General features: G+C 39.1%; 16 protein-coding genes and 1 tRNA gene. 10 read left to right on the forward strand and 7 right to left on the reverse strand.

Going from position 1 to position 21,460, the window contains the following annotated elements; all coding sequences use genetic code 11:
• Positions 1-37: 37 nt before the first annotated feature.
• The 7 genes from BM141_RS10665 to BM141_RS10695 all read left to right on the forward strand — a co-directional run bounded on the left by BM141_RS10665 (position 38) and on the right by BM141_RS10695 (position 8,132).
• Positions 38-111, forward strand: a tRNA-Arg gene (locus BM141_RS10665).
• 47 nt (positions 112-158) lie between these two features.
• Entirely contained in the window at positions 159-845 is a 687-nt protein-coding gene (gene trmD, locus BM141_RS10670; protein ID WP_091544989.1) for a tRNA (guanosine(37)-N1)-methyltransferase TrmD, read from the forward strand.
• An 11-nt stretch (positions 846-856) separates the two neighbouring features.
• Entirely contained in the window at positions 857-1,432 is a 576-nt protein-coding gene (locus BM141_RS10675; RefSeq protein WP_091544992.1) for an NUDIX hydrolase, read from the forward strand.
• Between the two features lie 179 nt (positions 1,433-1,611).
• Entirely contained in the window at positions 1,612-3,429 is a 1,818-nt protein-coding gene (locus BM141_RS10680; protein WP_091544994.1) for an ATP-binding protein, read from the forward strand.
• A gap of 133 nt (positions 3,430-3,562) precedes the next feature.
• Positions 3,563-4,306 carry a YqjF family protein gene (locus tag BM141_RS10685; protein ID WP_091544996.1) on the forward strand — a complete coding sequence of 248 codons (744 nt, stop codon included), beginning with the start codon at positions 3,563-3,565 and terminating at the stop codon, positions 4,304-4,306.
• A 34-nt stretch (positions 4,307-4,340) separates the two neighbouring features.
• Complete coding sequence (locus tag BM141_RS10690) at positions 4,341-5,918, forward strand: S8 family serine peptidase (protein ID WP_091544999.1); 1,578 nt, start codon at positions 4,341-4,343, stop codon at positions 5,916-5,918.
• Between the two features lie 102 nt (positions 5,919-6,020).
• Complete coding sequence (locus tag BM141_RS10695) at positions 6,021-8,132, forward strand: OmpA family protein (protein ID WP_091545001.1); 2,112 nt, start codon at positions 6,021-6,023, stop codon at positions 8,130-8,132.
• Between the two features lie 70 nt (positions 8,133-8,202).
• Here BM141_RS10695 and katG read toward each other — a convergent pair whose 3' ends face one another.
• The gene (gene katG, locus BM141_RS10700; RefSeq protein WP_091545079.1) at positions 8,203-10,464 is read right to left on the reverse strand and encodes a catalase/peroxidase HPI; all 2,262 of its coding nucleotides are present in this window, start codon (positions 10,462-10,464) and stop codon (positions 8,203-8,205) included.
• A 101-nt stretch (positions 10,465-10,565) separates the two neighbouring features.
• Entirely contained in the window at positions 10,566-11,708 is a 1,143-nt protein-coding gene (locus BM141_RS10705; protein ID WP_091545003.1) for an arginase family protein, read from the reverse strand.
• Between the two features lie 258 nt (positions 11,709-11,966).
• Between BM141_RS10705 and rlmN the strand changes: the two genes are divergently transcribed.
• Positions 11,967-13,082, forward strand: a complete 1,116-nt coding sequence (gene rlmN / locus BM141_RS10715) for a dual-specificity RNA methyltransferase RlmN (RefSeq protein WP_091545007.1) — start codon at positions 11,967-11,969, stop codon at positions 13,080-13,082.
• A 66-nt stretch (positions 13,083-13,148) separates the two neighbouring features.
• Here the strand turns inward: rlmN and BM141_RS10720 are convergent, their stop codons facing one another.
• The 3 genes from BM141_RS10720 to BM141_RS10730 all read right to left on the reverse strand — a co-directional run bounded on the left by BM141_RS10720 (position 13,149) and on the right by BM141_RS10730 (position 16,561).
• Positions 13,149-14,585, reverse strand: a complete 1,437-nt coding sequence (locus tag BM141_RS10720) for a trypsin-like peptidase domain-containing protein (RefSeq protein ID WP_317039448.1) — start codon at positions 14,583-14,585, stop codon at positions 13,149-13,151.
• Positions 14,586-14,690: 105 nt separating this feature from the next.
• On the reverse strand, positions 14,691-15,440 hold the full coding sequence (locus BM141_RS10725; RefSeq protein WP_091545012.1) for a tetratricopeptide repeat protein: 750 nt from the start codon (positions 15,438-15,440) through the stop codon (positions 14,691-14,693).
• Between the two features lie 116 nt (positions 15,441-15,556).
• On the reverse strand, positions 15,557-16,561 hold the full coding sequence (locus BM141_RS10730) for a 3-oxoacyl-ACP synthase III family protein (protein ID WP_091545013.1): 1,005 nt from the start codon (positions 16,559-16,561) through the stop codon (positions 15,557-15,559).
• A 482-nt stretch (positions 16,562-17,043) separates the two neighbouring features.
• Between BM141_RS10730 and BM141_RS10735 the strand changes: the two genes are divergently transcribed.
• The gene (locus BM141_RS10735; protein WP_091545015.1) at positions 17,044-17,499 is read left to right on the forward strand and encodes an SAM-dependent methyltransferase; all 456 of its coding nucleotides are present in this window, start codon (positions 17,044-17,046) and stop codon (positions 17,497-17,499) included.
• An 11-nt stretch (positions 17,500-17,510) separates the two neighbouring features.
• On the opposite strand, the gene BM141_RS10740 is transcribed toward BM141_RS10735, so the two are convergent.
• Together BM141_RS10740 and BM141_RS10745 are read right to left on the reverse strand one after the other, a co-directional pair.
• Positions 17,511-18,092 (reverse strand): LOG family protein, encoded by a 582-nt coding sequence (locus BM141_RS10740; RefSeq protein WP_091545017.1) that lies wholly within the window; start codon positions 18,090-18,092, stop codon positions 17,511-17,513.
• Complete coding sequence (locus BM141_RS10745) at positions 18,089-19,108, reverse strand: DUF3137 domain-containing protein (protein WP_091545019.1); 1,020 nt, start codon at positions 19,106-19,108, stop codon at positions 18,089-18,091. The genes BM141_RS10740 and BM141_RS10745 overlap by 4 nt, the downstream gene beginning before the upstream one ends.
• A gap of 335 nt (positions 19,109-19,443) precedes the next feature.
• Between BM141_RS10745 and BM141_RS10750 the strand changes: the two genes are divergently transcribed.
• Complete coding sequence (locus BM141_RS10750; RefSeq protein WP_091545021.1) at positions 19,444-21,450, forward strand: tetratricopeptide repeat protein; 2,007 nt, start codon at positions 19,444-19,446, stop codon at positions 21,448-21,450.
• The last annotated feature ends 10 nt before the right edge of the window (positions 21,451-21,460 follow it).

Below are 21,460 nucleotides of genomic sequence, written 5' to 3' on the forward strand. Positions count from 1 at the left end.
ATTTCAAAAAATACCCTTACCTTTGCACCCACAATTCGCTCCCGTAGCTCAACTGGATAGAGCATCAGACTACGGATCTGAAGGTTGCAGGTTCGACTCCTGCCGGGTGCATTTATAAACATATTAGCCCTGTTTATCAGGGCTTTTTTCGTTATATTATGCATATAGATGTTATTACTTGCGTACCTAAACTATTGGAAAGCCCGTTTAACCATTCTATTTTGCTTAGGGCGCAGAAAAAGGGCTTGTTGGAGGTGGTAGTGCATGACCTCAGAGATTACGCCACGAATAACCAAAAGCAAGTAGATGACTATGCTTTTGGCGGAGGGGCAGGCATGGTACTGATGATAGAGCCTATCGCCAAGTGTATCAATGCTTTAAAAGAAAAAAGGCAATATGACGAAGTGATTTATATGACCCCTGACGGGAAGAAATTTCATCAAAAAACCGCTAATCGCCTTTCTCTATTAAACAACCTGATTATTCTCTGTGGGCATTACAAAGGAGTAGATGAGCGAGTGAGAGAAAAATTTATTACCTTAGAATTGAGTATTGGGGATTATGTGCTTTCTGGGGGGGAGTTGGCGGCAGCAGTAGTAGTAGATGCTATAGGAAGGCTTATCCCTAATGTACTTTCTGATGAAACCTCTGCGCTTACAGATTCTTTTCAAGATAACTTGCTTGCTCCACCTGTTTACACGCGACCTGCCGAGTACGAGGGCATGAAAGTCCCAGAAATTTTGCTTTCTGGGCATGAAGCCAACATACAAGAATGGCGATTGGAGCAGTCATTAAAACGCACTCAGGAACGCAGACCAGACCTATTAGACGGTTATGAACTATAAATGATTGACTTATGAGTTTAGAATTGATAAATAAAATCAAAGAAAGACTCCCTTTATTAGAAGATGTTACTTCTAATACTTTTGGCAACACTCCCAGACTGGCATCAGTCATGCTTGCCCTCTACCATATTGATAATGAATTATATTTACCTTTTATCGTTCGCCCTAATTATGATGGGGTACACAGTGGGCAAGTCGCCTTCCCTGGTGGAAAAATGGAAGAAACAGACCCAAGTGCAGTACATACTGCTATTAGAGAAACTTACGAAGAAATAGGGGTGGTTGTGGCACCTGAGCAGGTGATTGGGACTATGCCTAAGATTTATGTAGTCCCAAGCAATATGTTAGTTACGCCTGTCATTGCCTATTTGGACAGCAAACCTGAATTGGTCATAGATCATAACGAAGTGGCTAAAGTATTGGAAATCAAAGTATCAGACCTACTCAATCCTGATAATCACAGCAAGAGGCAAGTCATCATGCCCAATAATATAAAAATGAATTTCCCCTCTTTTTTAGTTCAGGGAGAAGAAATTTGGGGAGCAACCGCCAGGATGCTCTCAGAGTTTTTTAAACTCATTCGTTAAAAAGTATCTCCACTATGCTAAATACCTCTTCTAATTTTTTTTAGTAGGGTAGTTGCTTTTATCATTTATGGTTTTCAGTCGCCATTTTGCCCAAAGTTAATAAAACCTTAACATTGCTTATGGGAAACCCCCTTTATATTTAACGATATTTGCAAAAATACGTCAAATTCTGTTTCCTAATGATGATAAGAGTCAAACTATTTGCATCTTATTTATTTTTTATTCTTTTGAGCAGTCTGAGTGGTTTAGTTGTATGGTGGCTATACGCTCAATATAGGGAAACCTATCATTTCTTTGAAAACTTCAATGACCTTCGCACCAAGATACAGCAGAATATAGCACTTAGCCAGCGTTTCCTCCTATACGAAACGATTAATCCAGAGTACTACATAGAAAAGGAAAGCGAAATACTGGACGAGAGAAAAAATTTGGTGCAAAGTGCCTACCGAAATTGGGAGTCTCTCAAAAAAAATCGGCTTAGCATAGACGAAAAACTCATGCAAGCCATTGATTCTATCAAGTGGTTTTTGGATGAGGATGAAAAAATCATGAAAAGTCTGACAGAAGCTATCCAATTGCGTGGTTTTAAAGACTTTGGCTTGGAAGGAAAGATGCGTAGCTATGCTCATCAGTTAGAGCAAATGAAACAAATAGATTTGGATAGAGTACTGCTCCTAAGACGCTGGGAAAAAGACTATATGCTCCGCAATGATACCATTTATATCCAGCGTTTTAAGAAAGTTTTGGAGAGTTTAAAAGCTGATTTTCAGTATTCTAAAGAAATTACAGAAGCCTTAGACAGCTATTGGGTAAATTTCCGAACTATCGTAAACCTCGATAAAACTATTGGGAAAAAAGTAAATGAAGGACTTAATTCCCAACTGCAAGTGCATGGCATTAATACTGAAAAATACTTGAAAAATATTGCTCACCTGCTCGTTCATGAACAGCAAGAACAAATTGGTCGTTTGCAAAAAGTATTTTGGTTTGCACTTATCTCCATGATAGTATTCGGACTTGTTATCAGTTTTTGGTTTTCAAAAGCCCTCACTAAACCGCTTATTGCTATTTCCTCTATGCTCAATAGTATTGTCAAGAATAATTTTGACGGAAAGACCCCTATAGTAGTGTTGAAAAGCAAAGATGAAGTAGGGCAGATGACGCAAGATTTAGCCCTTATGATTGAGAAAATGAGCGAAAACTTTACTACGCTTAGAAACATGAACCAAAAGCTAACAGAATCGGAAAAGGCATTAAAAGAGTATAACCAAATCAAAGATAAGTTTTTCTCTATCGTTGCTCATGACCTCCGCGGTCCCTTCAATACTCTCAAAGGACTTATTAACCTCCTAATCAATTACAGAGAAGGGCTAAGTAAAGAAGAAGTAGATAATTTTATTTATCAGATTAATCAAACAGTCATCAATCTTTCTAACCTCACCAACAATCTGCTTACTTGGGCTTTAGCACAGACAGAAGGAGTAAATATACAGATGCATACCTTAGACCTGCGAGATGCCGTAGAGGATACTATCAAGCTATTGCAGAGCGGAGCAGAAAATAAGGCAGTTCGCCTGCTCAATTTCGTACCTCCAGACTTAAAAGTAGCCGCAGACGAAAACGTACTTTATTTTGTACTTAGAAATCTCATTTCCAATGCAATAAAGTTTTCCTATAAAAATGGAGAAGTGAAAGTAAGTAGCATGGAAGCCAATGGAAAAGTCTTTGTGCAAGTGATAGACAATGGGGTGGGTATGGAACAGGCATTAGTTGATAGACTATTCAAAATAGGAGAAAAAGTAAGTTCACAAGGCACAGACAAAGAAAAAGGTACGGGTTTAGGCTTAATTCTAAGTAAGGAATTTTTGAAAAAGTGCAATAGCGATATTTCCGTAAGCAGCAAAGTAGGCAGCGGTAGTATTTTCACTTTTTACCTGCCCTTAGTAGAAAAAGAAGTAGTAACAGAGCAAGTAAAGAAATTAAAAGAACAAAACTGATACTCTCATTTCTCCTAATTCACGTACTTTAAGGAGGTTTTGCAAACTTTCTATGTCCTCAATTAATCTCATTGCCACAAAGTAAGATTTTTTCCCTACCTTTGTAAATACCTAAAATAATTACGAAACATCTATGACTCTCCCTATTTTTCTTACAGCACGTTGGGAAAATCTCATCATGGCAAACTACGAGGTCAGTCCTGATATTTTGAAAAAATACCTCCCCGCTCATACAGAATTAGACGAGTGGAATGGAAGGCATTATGTAAGTTTGGTAGGTTTTATGTTCTTAGATACCAAAGTTTTAGGCTTAAAAATTCCTTTTCACGTTAATTTTGAGGAGGTAAATCTGAGATTTTATGTGCGATACAAAGATGAAAGATTCTCGCCTACATGGAAAAGAGGCGTAGTATTTATCAGGGAAATCGTGCCTAAGCATATGATTGCTTTCGTGGCAAACTCGCTCTACGGAGAGAAATACCTCGCCTTGCCTATGAAAAATCAAAAGACTCAAACTGAAGATATGCTTTCTGTAGAATATTTGTGGAAATTTGATAATCAATGGAATAGCATAAAGGTAAATGCTCAAAATCTACCTCAATCTTTGCAAGAGGGAAGCGAGGAGCAGTTTATCACTGAGCATTATTGGGGTTATACTCAGCAAGCAAATAACCAAACTTCAGAGTACCAAGTGGAGCATCCTTCTTGGGAGGTTTATCCTACCTTATCGCATGAAATTACTTGCAACTTTGCAGCTTTGTATGGAAAAGAGTTTGAGCAACTTACTTCCCAGCCCCCTACTTCGGTCTTTTTAGCCAAAGGTTCAGAAATTAGTGTAAGACAAGGAAGAAAATTAAGCGATTTACCCAAAAAATGATTATATTTGTTCGGTTCTGACTTTATTTTAAAAGATGAAAAAAAAGATACTTTTATTTTGTTTGTATATACTTTGGGGGTGTTGCGTACAAGCCCAAGCCCCTAAGTATTGGATTTTCTTGAAAGACAAAATCACAGAAAACTACGACTATCGCCAGCACCTAAGCGAGCAGACGATTCAAAATCGCCTCACTTTTAACTTACCTTTGGTACAGTTTACGGATATTCCTCTAAATCAAGAGTATATACAAACCATACAACAAATAGGAGCAAGAACAGTTTGCCAGTCCAAGTGGCTCAATGCGGTATCGGCTTACCTTACGGCAGAGCAGTTAAAAGAAATCCAAAAACTACCTTTTGTAGAGAAAATCCAACTCATTAGCCAACCAATACAAAGTCTTGCTAATAAAAGTATGACAGAAAAATTGGATTTTAAAGAAAACTATGACGACTTCAAAAAAGAATACGGGACAGCCTTAGAGCAAATGGAAGCGGCTACTTTTGCCTCTGAAAATTTGAATGGAAATGGAGTGGTCATTGGTGTAATAGATGCAGGATACTATGGAGCGAAAAGCAATAAGCACTTGGCTCACCTTTTTGCGGAAAACCGTATTTTAGGGCTAAAAGATATGCTTGACCCCAAAGCTACCGACCAATATACCAACCAAAGGACTTCCTCTGATGACCACGGAACTACGGTCTTACAGATGATAACAGGCTATACAGAAAAAGGTAAACAATACGGCTTTGCCACCAAAGCAAAATTCTACTTGGCACGTACCGACCATGGGGACAGGGAGTTCAGAGCCGAAGAGGACTATTGGGTAATCTCTATGGAGTGGATGGATAGCTTAGGTGTGCGCCTCATCAATACTTCTTTGGGCTATTCTAACGGATTTGATAACCCTGAGGATAACTATAAACCCTCACAAATGGACGGAAAAACAAGCGTAGTGAGTAGGGCTGTGCAAATCGCTTCTGAGGAGAAAGGCTTGCTTATCATTGTTTCCGCAGGCAACGAGGGAAGTGGAAGTTGGGAGATAGTTTCCGCCCCTGCCGATGCCAAAGGCGCCCTTTCTGTAGGGGCAGTGGAGCGAAACGGGCTTAAGTCTTATTATAGCAGTATCGGTCCTGAACACCTTTCCTACACCAAACCCAACGTAGCCTGCCTCGTCCAGATTTCCGCAGGTACATCTTTTTCTGCTCCTGTCATTACAGGCTTTGCTGCTTGCCTTATGCAGAAAAACCCTAAAATGAACAATAAAGAGATTTTCTCTGTTGTAGAGCAATCTTCTTCCCTCTACCCATACGCCAATAATTACATAGGCTATGGCGTACCAAAAGCTTCTTTGGCTCTAAAAATCATGAACGGAGATACCAAAGCGGCAATGAAGGACAAAAAAGAAATTCGGGTCAAAGGCACAGAATACAGCATCAAAAAAATTCGCGAAAAAGAAAAAATTATCGTCTTTCATAAAAAGAATGAAAGCATCGTGATAGACCAAGATTATATTAATGCTAAAAAAGATAGATACAGGATTATAAAAAAGAAAAATGCTAAGCGAACTACTATTATTTATGATGAGAAAGTCATAGAAATTATTTGGGAATAAATTTTGCACTTTGTTTATATTTGTTGCATCTAATCAATTTATTACATCGTACCTCCTTTAAGAAAATGCGTATTTCAAGAAAACTCTAAATTATGGTCAATAATGGTTAATTTGAAAAAGGGTTTTGCCTTTCTTTTATTACTTGTACTACTACTCCTTTTGGGGGTAGTAGAAGGATTCGCTCAGAGAGATAAAAAAGACGAAAAAAGCAAGTTAGAAAAAGAGCGGCTGGAAAGAGAAAAAAAAGATAACGAGAAGAAGGAAGCTGAAAAAAAAGAAAGAAAGGAAAACCGTCTTAAAAATATATTTATGAAGGATTTTGAGCCTACTGCTAAAACAGAGGCTTTTAATCCCTCTACGCTTCGTTTTATCAATATCAATAAAATCCCTTTCTACGTCAATGAGGCAGAACTTTCTGTACTTAATAAATACCAAAGAGATAAAGACTGGAAACGCCTACACCCCGAACTCCTCAAATATGTCTGCAAGTTTGGCATCAATAACTTCTTGGACATGAACAGCATGGACATGGTCTGGCAGTTAGCCCGACTTTCTGAATATTTGGGGAAAAAAGATGTTGCCAAAGATGTTTACCGACTCATTATCAAGCACTATCGTGGAGATATTCAAGAGGCTAAGCGAAGATATGACAGCCTGTCGAGGTTAGAAAAAGACCTATATGTAGAGTTGGATAGATACTATGAAATGGTTGAGCTACGAAAGCATGTGGATACTTTAAAACCTCCTATGGGGGTATTGGTCAATATGGGCGAGGAGGTAAACTCCCAATTCGAGGACTATGGAGTTACTATCTCCAAAGACGACCAAACCCTAATTTTTACCTCTCAAAGGCTACCTGAGGGAGTAGATAAGAGAACAAGGAAAAAATTAGATGAAAACCTTTACATGAGCAAACGTATAGGCGATGACGAGGACTTCTGGGAGCCTGCTTATCCTTTTAAAGACTTAAATTCCCCGTTTAATGAGGGTTCGCCTTGTATCAGTGCTGACGGGAATATGATTATTTTCTCTCGGTGTCATGCTCCTGACGGGCTGGGAGATTGTGATTTGTACGTTTCGCGAAAAATAGAGGGAAAATATTGGAGCAAACCTGAGAACTTAGGACAAAATATCAACAGTGCTACTTGGGATTCGCACCCTTCGCTTTCATTGACAGAAGATACGCTATTTTTTGCCTCAGACCGCGCAGGCGGGTTTGGTGGCATGGATATTTACTTTTCTGCCAAGGACGAATTTGGCAACTGGGGTCCCGCTCAAAATATCGGACCTATTATCAATACACGCAAGCACGAAGTTAGTCCTTTCATGCACCACACCTACAATGTGCTGTACTTCAGTTCAGATGGGCAAATAGTCAATTTTGGTGATTTTGATATTTACAAAGCTTATTGGAGGGATAGTGCATGGACAGAACCTAAGAATATAGGTCCCTTAGTCAATGGAGCGGGACGTGAATTTTACTTTGCTATAGATTCTAAATCCAATAAGATTTACTATGCTAAATCGGAACCGGGTAATGAAAACAACCTCGACCTACATTCCTTCCCAATGCCTATGGAAGCGCAGCCTATGGCAATAGTGCGTTTCTCGGGCAAAGTTACCGAAGCAACCACTGGAGAAGTCTTCGAGGGGATAGTATCACTCATAGACTTAGACACTCGCATAGAGATTATGCCCAAATACCTCAGAGATGACGGCTCTTTTGAGTTTGAACTCATTGATAACAAGCGATATATGCTCATAGTTCAAGGAGAAAACTTTTTCCGAATGGAAGAGATATTTTTACTCAAAGGAGAAAAAGAAGTAGAAATAGCCACAAAAAGCATCAGGGCTATCAAATTTGAATCCATAGAATTTGACAATAATAGTGCAGAACTTAAACCAGAAATGGAAAACGACCTGCACCTCATCGTTAATTTTTTAGTGGACTATCCTGAGTATAAGTTGAAAATCTCTGGACACACAGACTCCAGTGGCAACCCTGCGGCCAATATGCGTCTTTCCCAACAGCGTGCCGATGCAATTGCCAAATATATCCTTGACTATGGGAAGTTGGACAAATCCAGAGTAAAAGCCAAAGGCTACGGAAGTACTCGCCCTATTATAAACCCAGAAACCACAGAGGCAGACAAAAAGATGAACCGTAGAGTAGAATTTAGGATTTACAAAGGCAATGAGCCTACAGAAGATTAATGGAAAAAAGAAAAAACCTTTATAAGACTTTATTCTTACAAAGGTTTTCATTTAACAGAGATACAATCTATTAGTTGTGCAAATCAAAGCGGTCAAGATTCATTACTTTATCCCATGCAGCAATAAAGTCTTGTACGAACTTTTCTTTCGCATCTTCGCAAGCATATACCTCCGCAATAGCACGTAGCTCTGAGTTAGACCCAAAAATAAGGTCGACACGCGTACCTGTCCACTTTGTCTTGCCTGTCAGACGGTCGCGACCTTCAAATACTTCTTGAGAGTCATCAATAGCCCTCCAAGTAGTACCCAAATCAAGCAGATTGACAAAGAAATCGTTAGTGAGGGTTTCGGGTTGTTTAGTGAAAACACCGTGCTGTGACTTATCAAAGTTGGTATTTAACACACGCATACCGCCAACAAGAGCCGTCATTTCAGGAGCAGTAAGCGTTAGTAACTGTGCTTTGTCTATTAGCAGTTCCTCAGTTGTGGCTGTATATCCAGACTTTACTTTTCTATAATTGCGGAAGCCGTCTGCGGCAGGCTCAAGCACTGCAAAGGATTCTACATCGGTTTGCTCCTGAAGGGCATCGGCACGACCTGCTGTAAAAGGTACGGTTACGTTAAATCCTGCACTTCTTGCAGCTTGTTCTATTGCCGCACAACCACCCAACACTATCAAGTCAGCAAGTGAAACTTTTTTATTTCCACTTTGAGCATTGTTAAAATCTCTTTGGATTCTTTCTAACACCTCTAATACTTTTGCAAGTTGGGTAGGATTGTTCACCTCCCAGTATTTTTGAGGGGCGAGGCGGATACGCGCTCCATTAGCTCCTCCACGCTTGTCAGAGCCTCGGAAGGTAGAAGCAGATGCCCAAGCAGTAGATACTAACTCTGAAACAGAAAGTCCACTTGCCAATATCTTAGCTTTGAGTGCTGTAATATCTTGTTCATTAACGAGTTCATGAGTAACAGCAGGGATAGGGTCTTGCCAGATAAGTTCTTCTTGAGGTACTTCTGTACCAAGATAGCGAGCGCGAGGTCCCATATCGCGGTGTGTGAGTTTGAACCATGCACGCGCAAAAGCATCTGCAAACTTGTCTGGGTTTTCGTAAAAGTATCTTGAAATTTTTTCATAAACGGGGTCGACCTTCAAGGCAAGGTCAGTAGTAAGCATCATTGGCGCATGGCGTTTATTAGGGTCATGCGCATCAGGTACTGTGCCTGCGCCTGCATCTCCTTTAGGTTTCCATTGGTACGCCCCAGCAGGGCTTTTTGTCAATTCCCACTCATAACCAAACAAGTTCTCAAAGTAGTTGTTGCTCCACTGAGTAGGGGTAGTCGTCCATGCTCCTTCTAAACCACTTGTAATGGTATGTTCTGCATTGCCTTTCCCAAAAGTATTTTTCCAGCCCAAACTCTGCTCCTCAATGCTTGCCCCTGCAGGTTCTCTACCCACATATTTGCTTGGGTCTGCCGCACCATGGGTTTTTCCAAAAGTATGTCCTCCAGCTATCAAAGCTACGGTTTCCTCGTCGTTCATTGCCATACGACCAAAAGTTTCGCGAATATCACGCGCTGCTGCAAGCGGGTCAGGATTGCCGTTAGGACCTTCTGGGTTTACATAAATAAGTCCCATTTGCACTGCACCCAAAGGATTCTCCAGTTCTCTGTCGCCTGTATAACGCTTATCTCCTAACCATTCCGTTTCAGAACCCCAATAGATGTCTTCCTCTGGCTCCCATACGTCTTCTCTGCCTCCAGCAAATCCAAAAGTTTTGAATCCCATAGACTCTAAGGCACAGTTACCTGCCAGAATCATCAAATCTGCCCAAGAAAGTTTTTTTCCATACTTCTTTTTAATAGGCCAAAGGAGTAAGCGTGCTTTGTCGAGGTTTGCATTATCCGGCCAGCTATTAAGTGGTGCAAAACGCTGTGTACCTGTACCTGCTCCACCGCGACCATCAGCAATACGATACGTACCTGCACTGTGCCATGCCATACGAATGATAAAAGGTCCGTAATGACCATAGTCAGCAGGCCACCAGTCTTGAGAGGTGGTCAGTAATTCATAAAGGTCTTTCTTTACTGCCGCCAAGTCAAGTTTCTTGAACTCCTCTGCATAGTTAAAGTCCTTTCCCATAGGATTGGACAGCGAGGAGTGTTGGCGGAGAATGTTTAGCTTTAACTGATTAGGCCACCAATCGCGGTTGCTTGTGCCACCACCAGCCGCTTTTTTCAGGCTACCATTCATGAACGGGCATTTGCTTTCACCATTGCCATTCTGGTGAGTCAAATCTGCTGTTAATGTGCTTGTATTGTTATTTTTATCCATATTACGAGTATTTTTTTGCAAATATAAAGGAAGTTTTAGGAAAAACATGCAAAAAAAAGCACAATTTTATTTAGGAATTTTACAGAATTTTTTAGCAAGCTTTATTGTAATTTTACATCATAACCTAAGGATTTAATCCATCGCTCAGGGAGGTTGCCATACGTAGCTTCTTGATAATCTTGGTAAGTACAGGGTATGAGTTGATTCCGATTGTAATGAGAGAAGGAAGTGCTTTCTTGGGTTGGAAGGCTCAACCACCATCTATCAGAAAGCATACTTTTATAAAATACTAAGGAAAAATCTTCATTGCTCAAAGGAACAGTGTATTGAATATAAAAATTTTCTCTCAACGGAAATTCACCTTTGCGGTAATAAAATCCTTCTATGAAATACCAAAGCATCACTGAGATTATTTCTGCGGTTTGTTGGTTTTTGTCCAAATCTGCTTGGTAGCCAAAAATACCCAAAGAAGAAAGTTTTTCATTCAACCCTGCATACCAAGCCATTTGCACTGCTTCCTCTCCTGTAAGTCCAAAATGAAAAGAATATGGAGTGGCAGGAGCTTCATTGCGCCGAATAGCCGAAATGTCTATACATAACATATCTGCCATGCGTATCATAGGTTCAGTATCCGCTATATTTTTCCTCAATTCTCCCACACTCATCAAATCAAAATTCAATTTTTTACACATTTCCAGTGCAAGATGATTGTTCAAATAAGTTTGGTAGCCCAACAAACCAAGATTGAACAAATAATTGGGTTGATGCAATAAAATGCGACTAACAAATCTTTCCTCAGCTAACTGACTCTCTTCTTTTATATCTAACTGTTTATCTATGAACAATGTGTAAATTGTTTTCTCTAAGTCTTGATAAGCCCAATATAATCCAAGTGCGTAGTCATTTGTTCCACCTATCAGGATAGGCAAAATATTTTCTTGCAGGAGAAACTTACCTACTTCACTGACTTTGAGATAGTTTTCATTGAGGTCTTGGCTAAGACGCAGATTCCCCAAATCTAAAATATGGTAATTCACGGCACTTTTCTGCAAGCGGTACAACTGCCTCCTGATTGCATCAGCTTCTCCCTTTAAGTTTAACCCAATAATGGCTATATCGATATTTTTCCATTGAAAAGAAGTATCTAAGGCAAAGTAAATGGTATGAAGCAGAGCCTGCTGGTCGCTGATGTCTGCAAAATCTTCTGCTCCAACAAGGTCAAAAAAAAGTTTATAGTTTAGCATGAGGTTTTTATTAAGTCTGTCATCAAATTTTTAAAACTATACACAAAAATAATACTTTAAAATTAGGCATAAACACAGTCCACTCATTTCTCTATCTGCAAGTTATTGGATTTTTTCTCCACATGATAGAACTTTAACAGGCTTTTTTATATCTTTGCGTTTAAATACGGGAGTGTAATGATTGTTTTTAGTCAAAAACTTAAACCCTTTGCTTTTATTCCCAAGCAGCATATACTTTTTATTTGTGTACAGTTTTAAATGATAATCAAGCCAAAACTTCATATCAAAGTCAAAGAAGCCCCAACGGCAGAAACTGACCATAGTAAACCACCTCTCAAAGATATTAGAAAGTTGAGTTTGGAGGAGTTAAAGGTATTCTTTGTAGAACAGGGGGAAAAAGCTTTTCGCGCTAAACAGGTATATGAGTGGCTATGGAAAAAATCTGTTACTGATTTTGAACAAATGACCAACCTGCCTGTAAGTTTGCGTATGCTTATGGCAACACACTTCACGATTAATCCTGTAACCATAGCTCAGGAGCAGATAAGCAAGGACGGCACGGTAAAAGTAGGATTTAGATTGTACGATGGAAATTTAGTGGAGGGGGTTTTGATACCTACCGAAGACCGCATGACTGCTTGTATTTCTTCTCAGGTGGGATGTTCGCTGACATGCAAGTTTTGCGCAACGGGTTACATGGAGAGGGTTCGTAACCTTGACCCTGCGGAGATGTATGACCAAGTAGTATTGATAGACCGTATTGCTCGCCTTACATATCAAATGCCTTTGACCAATATCGTCTATATGGGCATGGGAGAGCCGATGCTCAACTATGCCAATGTGTTGAAATCTACAGAGTTAATTACCTCATCAGAGGGTTTGGGCATGGCGGCTAAACGTATTACCGTTTCTACTGCGGGCATAGCCAAAATGATAAAAAAGTTAGGAGATGACGGTGTGAAATTTAACTTGGCTCTTTCGCTTCATGCGGCAAATGACGTAAAAAGGAATCAAATCATGCCTATCAACGAGAGTAATACTTTGGAAGCCTTACGCGATGCACTTAAATATTTTTATCAAAAAACTAAAAACAAGGTAACTTTTGAATACATTGTATTCAACAATTTTAATGATACGCTCAAGGATGCTGAGGAACTGTACCGTTTCTGCAAGCACCTCCCTGCTAAAGTCAATATCATAGAATATAACCCTATCGCTGAGGCGGAATTTACGAACGCTGAGGAAGATAAGATTAGCAAATTTGCTAAGTATTTAGAAGATAGGGGGATAGTTGTCAATATACGTCGTAGCAGAGGCAAAGATATAGATGCCGCTTGCGGGCAGTTAGCTATCAAAGAAAGAAATAAAGAATAAGGCAAAAAAAAGCACCGCAAAAATTGCGATGCCTTTAAAACTCAAAACAAACAACTAATCAACCAATCAAAAACCTATTCCGTAAAACGCTTTGTCGCCGTTTGGCTCTATGCCTTCTACGATGATTTTATCTTTTCTCGTTCTTAAAGCTGATTTCAAATCAGCTAAGGTTTGTATCTTTAGTTTATCGATATGGGTAATAATAAAACCTTCCATTACCTTACTTTTTTTCAACTTCCCTTCCTTGAGCTTTACTATTTTTACCCCTCCTTCTATGTCGTGCTTTTTCTTATCTGATTGATTCACTTCTGCGACTTCCGCACCCAATTCCTCAAAATTTTCAGTTAATTTAGTAACAACGGCTTCATTATTTTTGTTCTTTAAAGTTAAATAAACTTTTTTCTCCACTCCTCCCCGCTCAAAAACTACTGCAATACGCTCTCCCGGTCTGTGTCGTGCTACTATCTCCTGTAAGGCTGCAACGGTATTTACTTCCACGTCTTCTACTTTGGTAATAATATCACCAATTTCCATGCCAGCCTCATCAGCCGCACTTTTAGGATTAACATTTACTACGAATACGCCTTTGATATTTTTGATACCGTATTGATTTGCCAAACTTGCATCTATGTCTCTGATATTTACCCCTAATAGCCCTCTTTGCACTTCGCCATACCTAAGTAAATCTTCAGCTACTTTTTTAGCTAAGGTAACAGGCACCGCAAAAGAGTAGCCTGCATATCCACCTGTTTTGGTGGCGATTGCCGTATTTATCCCAATTAGTTCTCCTTTGAGATTGACTAAGGCGCCCCCGCTATTGCCCGGATTGACGGCGGCATCGGTTTGGATAAAAGATTCTATTTGTAAGCCATCTCTACTTCTCAAAATATTGATATTGCGTGCTTTTGCGCTGATGATACCCGCAGTAACCGTAGAGGTCAAATCAAAAGGATTGCCTACTGCCAATACCCATTCGCCTATTTTTAAGTTATCAGAATTGCCAAATTCGATAGTAGGTAAGTTTTTTGCTTGAATTTTGATAAGGGCTAAATCTGTGGTTGGGTCTGTGCCTATGATAGTGCCTTGGTAACTTCTTTTGTCGTTCAGGATTACATCAAATTTATCCGATTCGTCTATGACGTGGTGATTGGTCAGAATATAGCCATCTTCTGAAATAATGACTCCCGAGCCAGAGGCAAATCGGGAAAAATCTCCATCACTACGTTCTCTAAACCAGTCGTAATCAGCATGTTTGTAATAAGTACGTATGTGTACTACCGCAGGCGTAACCTTATCTGCCGCCAAGACGAAATTTAGTCCCTCAGGAACGGTAAAGTTATCCAGCAATTTTTTGTTGAAGTTGGTAAGTTGAATATCTTGCTTTTCATTAGGGAGTTGCACAGAGGGGGATTCAAAAAAAGATTTGTACCCCACTAAGGTCAAAATACCACCTAACAAAGAGGCAATGATTAAGGAAAAAAGGTATGAAAACTTGTTCATCATAGATGTTGTTTTTAGAAGATTGGCTCAAATTCAAAAGCAAGCATTATTCCATATATTGGGGAATAATGTGAAATTTAGTAATAATTTTAAATATAACAAATAAAATTACGGTTTGATTTTGTTTTGAATGGCTTTTTTCAAGTTCTGATATTCTTTAATCTCTGGGTGAAGTTTGAGTGCATTGTCTATATCTTGGAGTGCAAGTTTATAGTTTTCCATATTGTAGTAAGCATTGGAGCGGTGGTAATAGCCTTCTGCGTAATTGGGGTTCAAGGTGAGTGCTTTGGTCATGTCCTGTATTCCCTGTTCTTTGAAACCCAATAAGAAACGTGAAAATCCTAAATAGTTATGTGCTTCTGCTATGCTATCATCTAAAAGTACGCACTGATAGAGATTTCTCGCCGCAAAATCATAGTTTTGAAGGTAAAAATAAGCCATGCCTAAGTTGTAGTAAACACTTGGATTTTTAGGGTCTAAACTCATCGCTTCGGCAAAATCGTTAGTTGCTTTTTCAAAACTTCCTAAGCTGGCATGGAGCATTCCACGATTGGTAAAGGCATCAGCATCTTTGGGATTCAACTCTATGGCTTTATCAAAATCTAAGCGCGCATTGAGAAAATCTTGCATTTGAAAATAAGCACTTCCCCTGTTGTTATATGCTCTGGCAAAGTACTCGTCTTTGGCAAGTACTTTATCGTATAGGGCGATTGCCTCTTTGTACTTTTGCTGTTCGTAGAGGGCATTAGCTTGTTTAAAGAGTTCTTCTGCACTTGGCTCTTTTTCGCTCTGTGCAAATAGAGGCAGTGTAAACGCTGAGAAAAATAGATAGGATAATAAAAAAAGTTTTTTATTCATTAAATTAACTTTAAGTTTTGATTTTTAAAATTTTCTAAACTGAACGTAGTTTTTATCGTAAGAAAGGCAGGTTTGTGTTTACACCCATAGCCTACCTCTCCAACCGAAAGAGTAAACTACCACCTAATCAGTGCAGAAGCCCAAGTAAATCCACTTCCAAAGGCACACAAACATACTAAATCACCTTCTTTAACTTTTCCTGATTCGTAAGCCTCACAAAGTGCGATAGGTATAGAAGCGGCGGTAGTATTGCCGTAATTATGGATATTGCTGGCTATTTTTTCGTCAGGAAAACCAAATTTTTGCTGAATCGCTTGGGTAATGCGTGCATTAGCTTGGTGAGGAACGATGTAGTCTAAGTCTTCAGGTTTGTAGCCGTTGGTTTCTAAGGCTTCCATAATGGCTTCGGGCATGCGTGTAACAGCGTGTTTAAATACATAGCTCCCGTTCATTACAGGATAAAAACCGCCTCCCGGTCTGATTTCCTCTGGATTATTCTTGTTTTTTCCGCTTGTATGTGGGTAGATGACTGCCAACTCTTCAGCAAACTTGCCTTCGCAGTGCAAGTGAGTAGATAGAACTCCCTTTTGAGTATCATTTGTTGCTGTCAAGACTACAGCCCCTGCCCCATCTCCAAAAATTACCGAAACATGCCTTCCTGCGTCAGAGTAGTCCAACCCGCTTGAGTGTATTTCAGAACCCACTAATAGCACATTTTTATACATTCCTGTTTTGATGAATTGGTCTGCTACCGAAAGTCCGTAGATAAAGCCCGAACACTGCGCTCTCAAATCTATTGCCGCAATATTGCGAAAATCCATAGAGCGTTGTAACAAGACTCCCGAGCCGGGGAAATAATAGTCTGGGCTGAGCGTAGCATATACTATCAAATCGATGTCTTGGGGGTTAAGTCCTGCGCGGTCTAAGGCTATTTGAGAGGCTTTGACCGCCATACCGTAGTTGGTATCTCCTTTTTCTGGGTCAAAATAGTGCCTTTGTTTAATGCCTGTACGTTCTTGAATCCACTCGTCTGTGGTATTCATAATTTTGGTAAGGTCTTCGTTAGTAACGATTTTGTCAGGTACATGAAAACCAATGCCTACAATTTTAGAGTTTTTCATACGTATAGTCTATATGGTTTGTTTTTTATTGGTATTGAAGTGATAAACACTATGGCTTGCAAAGTTATGGATTGGCTCTCAAAGAATATCAAAATTTGTAAGTAATTCTTAATCTGCTTTCTCCTTTATTAGAGGAGTAAGTATATTAACAAAAATAACCGACCCATCCCCACCCCTTCCTCTCTTAGGGAAGGAAGTTAAGTCTTTGATTATCAATAAATTTTAAAGATATTGATTTAGATTCATTATATGCCCAAACAAAATTAGTTTACGAATTGATTTGAGTGAAAAAGCATTATTATCAATCTTTTACACCTACACAGGTTTGAGGAACTTGTCAGGAGTGAATATAAACTCTCCTCTTAAAATTTGATTTTTGAAATAAGATTCTATATTTTTATGCAGTCCAAACACATCTATTTTTTTCTGGTATCCAAATTACCAAAGGACACAAGTACTATCATGTGTAAATTTTTTAAGTAATGATTGCTATTTCTACTATTGGCAATGTAGTCAATCAGATTGATGACATTGCGTTTATGGATTACAAAGAGGTCTGTTCAGAGATTCATCTTAACGAACTTTTTACCGAAGAGAGTCTAAGAGAACTCGACCAATTTTCTCATTTGGAGGTACTATTTTTCTTTCATAAAATAGGTAAAAGTGAAAGGATTTTTGAAGGTAAACAATCTCTATTGGGCAATTTTCCTAAGGTAGGCGTATTTGCCCTTCGCTCTAATAATCGCCCCAGCCGCATAGGACAATCCATAGTAAGATTAGAAAAAATAGAGGGCAAGGTCTTGTTTGTAAAAGGCTTAGATGCTATCAACGGTACTCCCGTCGTAGATATCAAGCCTGTAGTGCGCGAGTTGTTACCTTCCCCCAATGAGATTATTCAGCCTACATGGGCAAGAGAAATGATGCGCTATTATGCTTAAAAATAAACTTTTTAGATTTGATGTTTGGTGAGCCATTTTTTTACGTGGCTTGCTTCATAGTTTTGCATATTCTCTATAAGTTGTTCTGCATCAGTTTCTATCAACACCATCTCGCGACTTTGCGGCTTTACAAAACCTTCTTCCACAGCAAAATCTATGTAAGCCAATAACTTATCAAAGAAGCCGTTGGTATTGAGCAGTCCTATGGGTTTGCTGTGTAAACCTAACTGCGCCCAGGTGAATACCTCAAAAAACTCGTCCATAGTGCCTATGCCTCCGGGCATGACTATAAAGCCTTGTGCCATGTCAGTCATGCGTTTTTTGCGTTCGTGCATAGTTTTGACCATAATCATCTCGCTTAACCTGCTGTGAGCTACTTCCATTTCTATCAAAAATTGAGGGATAATCCCCACCACTTTGCCTCCGTTCTGCATGACAGTATCCGCCATGATGCCCATCAGCCCTACCCTACCACCACCATATATAAGCCTGATTTGCTTTTTCACAAATAACAGTCCTAATTCTTGTGCAGTTTGCTTGTAAATAGGATTTTTCCCTACCGCAGAACCGCAAAATATGCATATATTTTTCATATTGACCAATCTACCCCCGGTTTTTTAATAAATCTTAGTCTTAGTTCATTTAACACCATACTTACAAAGGAAATGCATAAATAAAAGCCGTTCACACTATTAGGCTGTAAGAATGTTTTTCCAATATCTGTACTTACTAATGAATCAGCGGAAAAAGCAAAGTAGATTTTGCTTTCTGCTCTATTTTCCAATTTGTTTTCTTTTTCTATCTTTATTTCCACAAAAGAAATAGCTACATCTATGCCTACACTTTGCTTAAAATTCAAGATGGCTTGGCGTAGGGGGGCTGTAATTAGGCGCATAGCTTCCAAAGGTTTGTCAGCATAAACAGCATACGCTTGGGAAAATTCCTTATCTTGGTCAAAGGGGACTTTTTGACTTCTCTGAAAATTGTACTTTTTTAATTCCTTGCCTATCAAGTATAAGTTTTGTTCTAAATCATTAGGAATAATCTCTGCGTTCAGTCCCAGATTTCTTTCAAAAGCATTGACTACCATTAGCCCTTTAAAAATATTTTGCCACTCCAATTCTTTTTTCCCTACATTTCTAAAATAGCCACAGTCTATGGTAGAAAACAGTACCAAGTTACTGTCTAACCTTCCTTTGGTAAGATGTCTGCCCTTATAGTCTTCGGGTAACTGCAAAAATAGGCGACTTCGGGCAAAAATGTCGTAGTCCATGCCCTGCTCCTCTTTGTAGAGGGGGCTACCTATCAAAAAAGTAATGCTGTGCTTAATAACCTCATCTTCTAAGTCCTCTACGAGGTTGGGGTCTGTACCAAACTGCCTGTAAATGAAGGAAAAAACGAAAGGAACAAGCAACATAGAAACCATAATGCTCCACAAAGGGGCAAAATCTAACAAAATGACAATAATATGAAAAACAATGAGAATGAGTACAATAAGTAAAAAAGAAATGCGTTTGTTTCCTATTGCCTTGCGCCTTGCTTCTAAGCCTTCTAACTCAGGGAAAAGTGTTTTTTCACAAAACTCGCTATATTCTTTGGCAGACTTCATCTATAAGAGTAAGGGAATCATTACTGCACAAAGTTGCGAAAAAATATATAGTTTTCTTAGTATTTACTTGGAAATTTTTACACCTACTTCACATTGGCTTATAGTAAACTATCAATAAACATCACTTAGGTTTTTAGACAAGCTCACTGCCCTATTTTTTTTGATGAATTTCATGTTTAGCAAGGATTTTGGATTTTATTTTGATGTAAGTATCATAGAAAAATATAAGAAATTTCCTATATTTACTTGGAAAGTTTCAAAAAATTAATTTGGTTGTTGTTACATTTCTTACCTTTTGTCTATTAAGTATCAAATAGTCAATACTTTTCTCAAAAATGAAACGATTTACCCTGTTTATTTATCTATTTTTTCCTTTGGTTGCATTTGCTCAAATCAACGCACAGGAATATTTTGAAAAGGCTTATACGGCAGCAGAGAAAGGCGACTTAGACAATGCAGTAGCTAATTACTCTGAGGTGCTACGTCTATCTCCTTACTATGTTGATGCGTATTACAATCGTGGTTGGTGCTTTATCGAATTAGGAAAATACCAAGAAGCAGTGAGAGATTTTAGTAAAATTATCGAGATAGATAAGGCTCATAAAAATGCGCATTTGAGTAGGGGCTTTGCAAGATATAACTTAGGAGATTACGAAAAAGCCATAGAAGATTACTTGACAGAACTCAAACTTCAACCCAATAATAAATTGTGTTTCAATAATATCGGTGTAGCTAAGGAAAAATTAAATCAGTTTGAGGAAGCTATGATTTACTACGATAAAGCCTTAGAAATAGATGCGGGCTATACTACTGCTTTAGAAAATAAAAATGCACTTCAAAGTCTTTTAGATAGCCTCAATCGCCAACAACAACTGGCAAATAGCCAAACTACTTCCATAGAAAAAGATGCTGTTTTTATTACAGCTAAAGATTATTTTGACCTTGGCTACCAAGCAGGGGAAATAGGCGATTACGAAAGAGCCATAGAAAACTATAACAAAGCTATCAGTATAGACCGCAATTATAGACAGGCTTATGAGAATCGCGGCTGGGTGAAATATCGCTTGGAAAAATATTTTTCTGCTTTGGAAGACTTAAATACTGCGCTGGATTTGGGGATAAACAAGTGGACATACAATCAGAGAGGTCTAATAAAAATCAAATTGGGTAATTTAGAAGGAGCATTAAAAGATTTTGAGAAAGCCTTAGAAATAGATGCCGAGTATGCTACTGCTGTAGAAAACAAACGTCTGGTACAGAAGTCGTTAGATGAAAGAAACCCTAAACTGTACGACAAGACACCTCCAAAAATTTCTATTACTTCCCCTGATTTGACGACTCTGACCAGAGGCATAGGGGTAGTTCGCTTAGATGAAACCGTTACTATCGTGGGGGTAGCCCAAGATGAAAGTGGAGTAAAGGAAGTGATAGTGAATGGGAACAATGCCCAACTCCGCATCAATGGAGAGTTTGATGTGCAAATCCCTCTTAGCCAAGGCAAAAATCCTGTAACAGTGGTTGCCTTTGACCTAAAAGGCAATAGAGCTGAGCAAACTTTTGTAATTGAGCGTCAGCCTAAAGAGGTAGTAGCCTCTACCAAAGAAACTATCTCCACCTACGGAAAAAACTACGCCTTGCTGATAGCTACTGACAAGTACGATGAGTGGGATAACCTAAACAATCCTATTTTTGATGCAAGTAATGTGGCAGAGGAGTTAAAAACATCTTATCAGTTTGAAACTGAACTATTAAAAAATCCTACCAGAGAGCAAATCTTGCTCAAATTAAAAGAATATACCAAAAAAAGTTTTGAACCCAACGACCAACTATTCATTTTTATTGCTGGACATGGGCATTTTGACGAAGACCTCAGAGAAGGTTTCTTAGTAGCCAAAGATAGTAGGAAAAATGATGAAAGTGCCGCTTCCTATATTCCTCATCACAGTTTGCGAAGTACCATCAACAATATCAAATGCAAGCATATTTTCTTGGTAATGGACGTTTGCTTTGGGGGAACTTTTGACCCTGCCATTGCTAAAAGAGGCGGAGCCAATGAATATGATAATATCTCTAAACAAGAGTTTATTGCCCGAAAGTTACGTTTTAAAACTCGTCGCTACTTAACCTCAGGTGGTAAAGAGTACGTGTCCGATGGGCGTCCGGGTATGCACTCCCCTTTTGCTCGTAGATTGTTGGAGGCACTTAGAGGCTTCGGTGGAAGCGACGGGATTCTTACCATTGGCGAAATTATTACTCAGGTGGAAGCACTGAATCCAGAGCCTAAGTCGGGTAGCTTTGGAGATGACGAGCCGGGAAGTGATTTTATCTTTGTAGTAAAATAAAAAGGAAATA

The organism is Thermoflexibacter ruber (assembly GCF_900113045.1).
GTDB lineage: Bacteria > Bacteroidota > Bacteroidia > Cytophagales > Thermoflexibacteraceae > Thermoflexibacter > Thermoflexibacter ruber.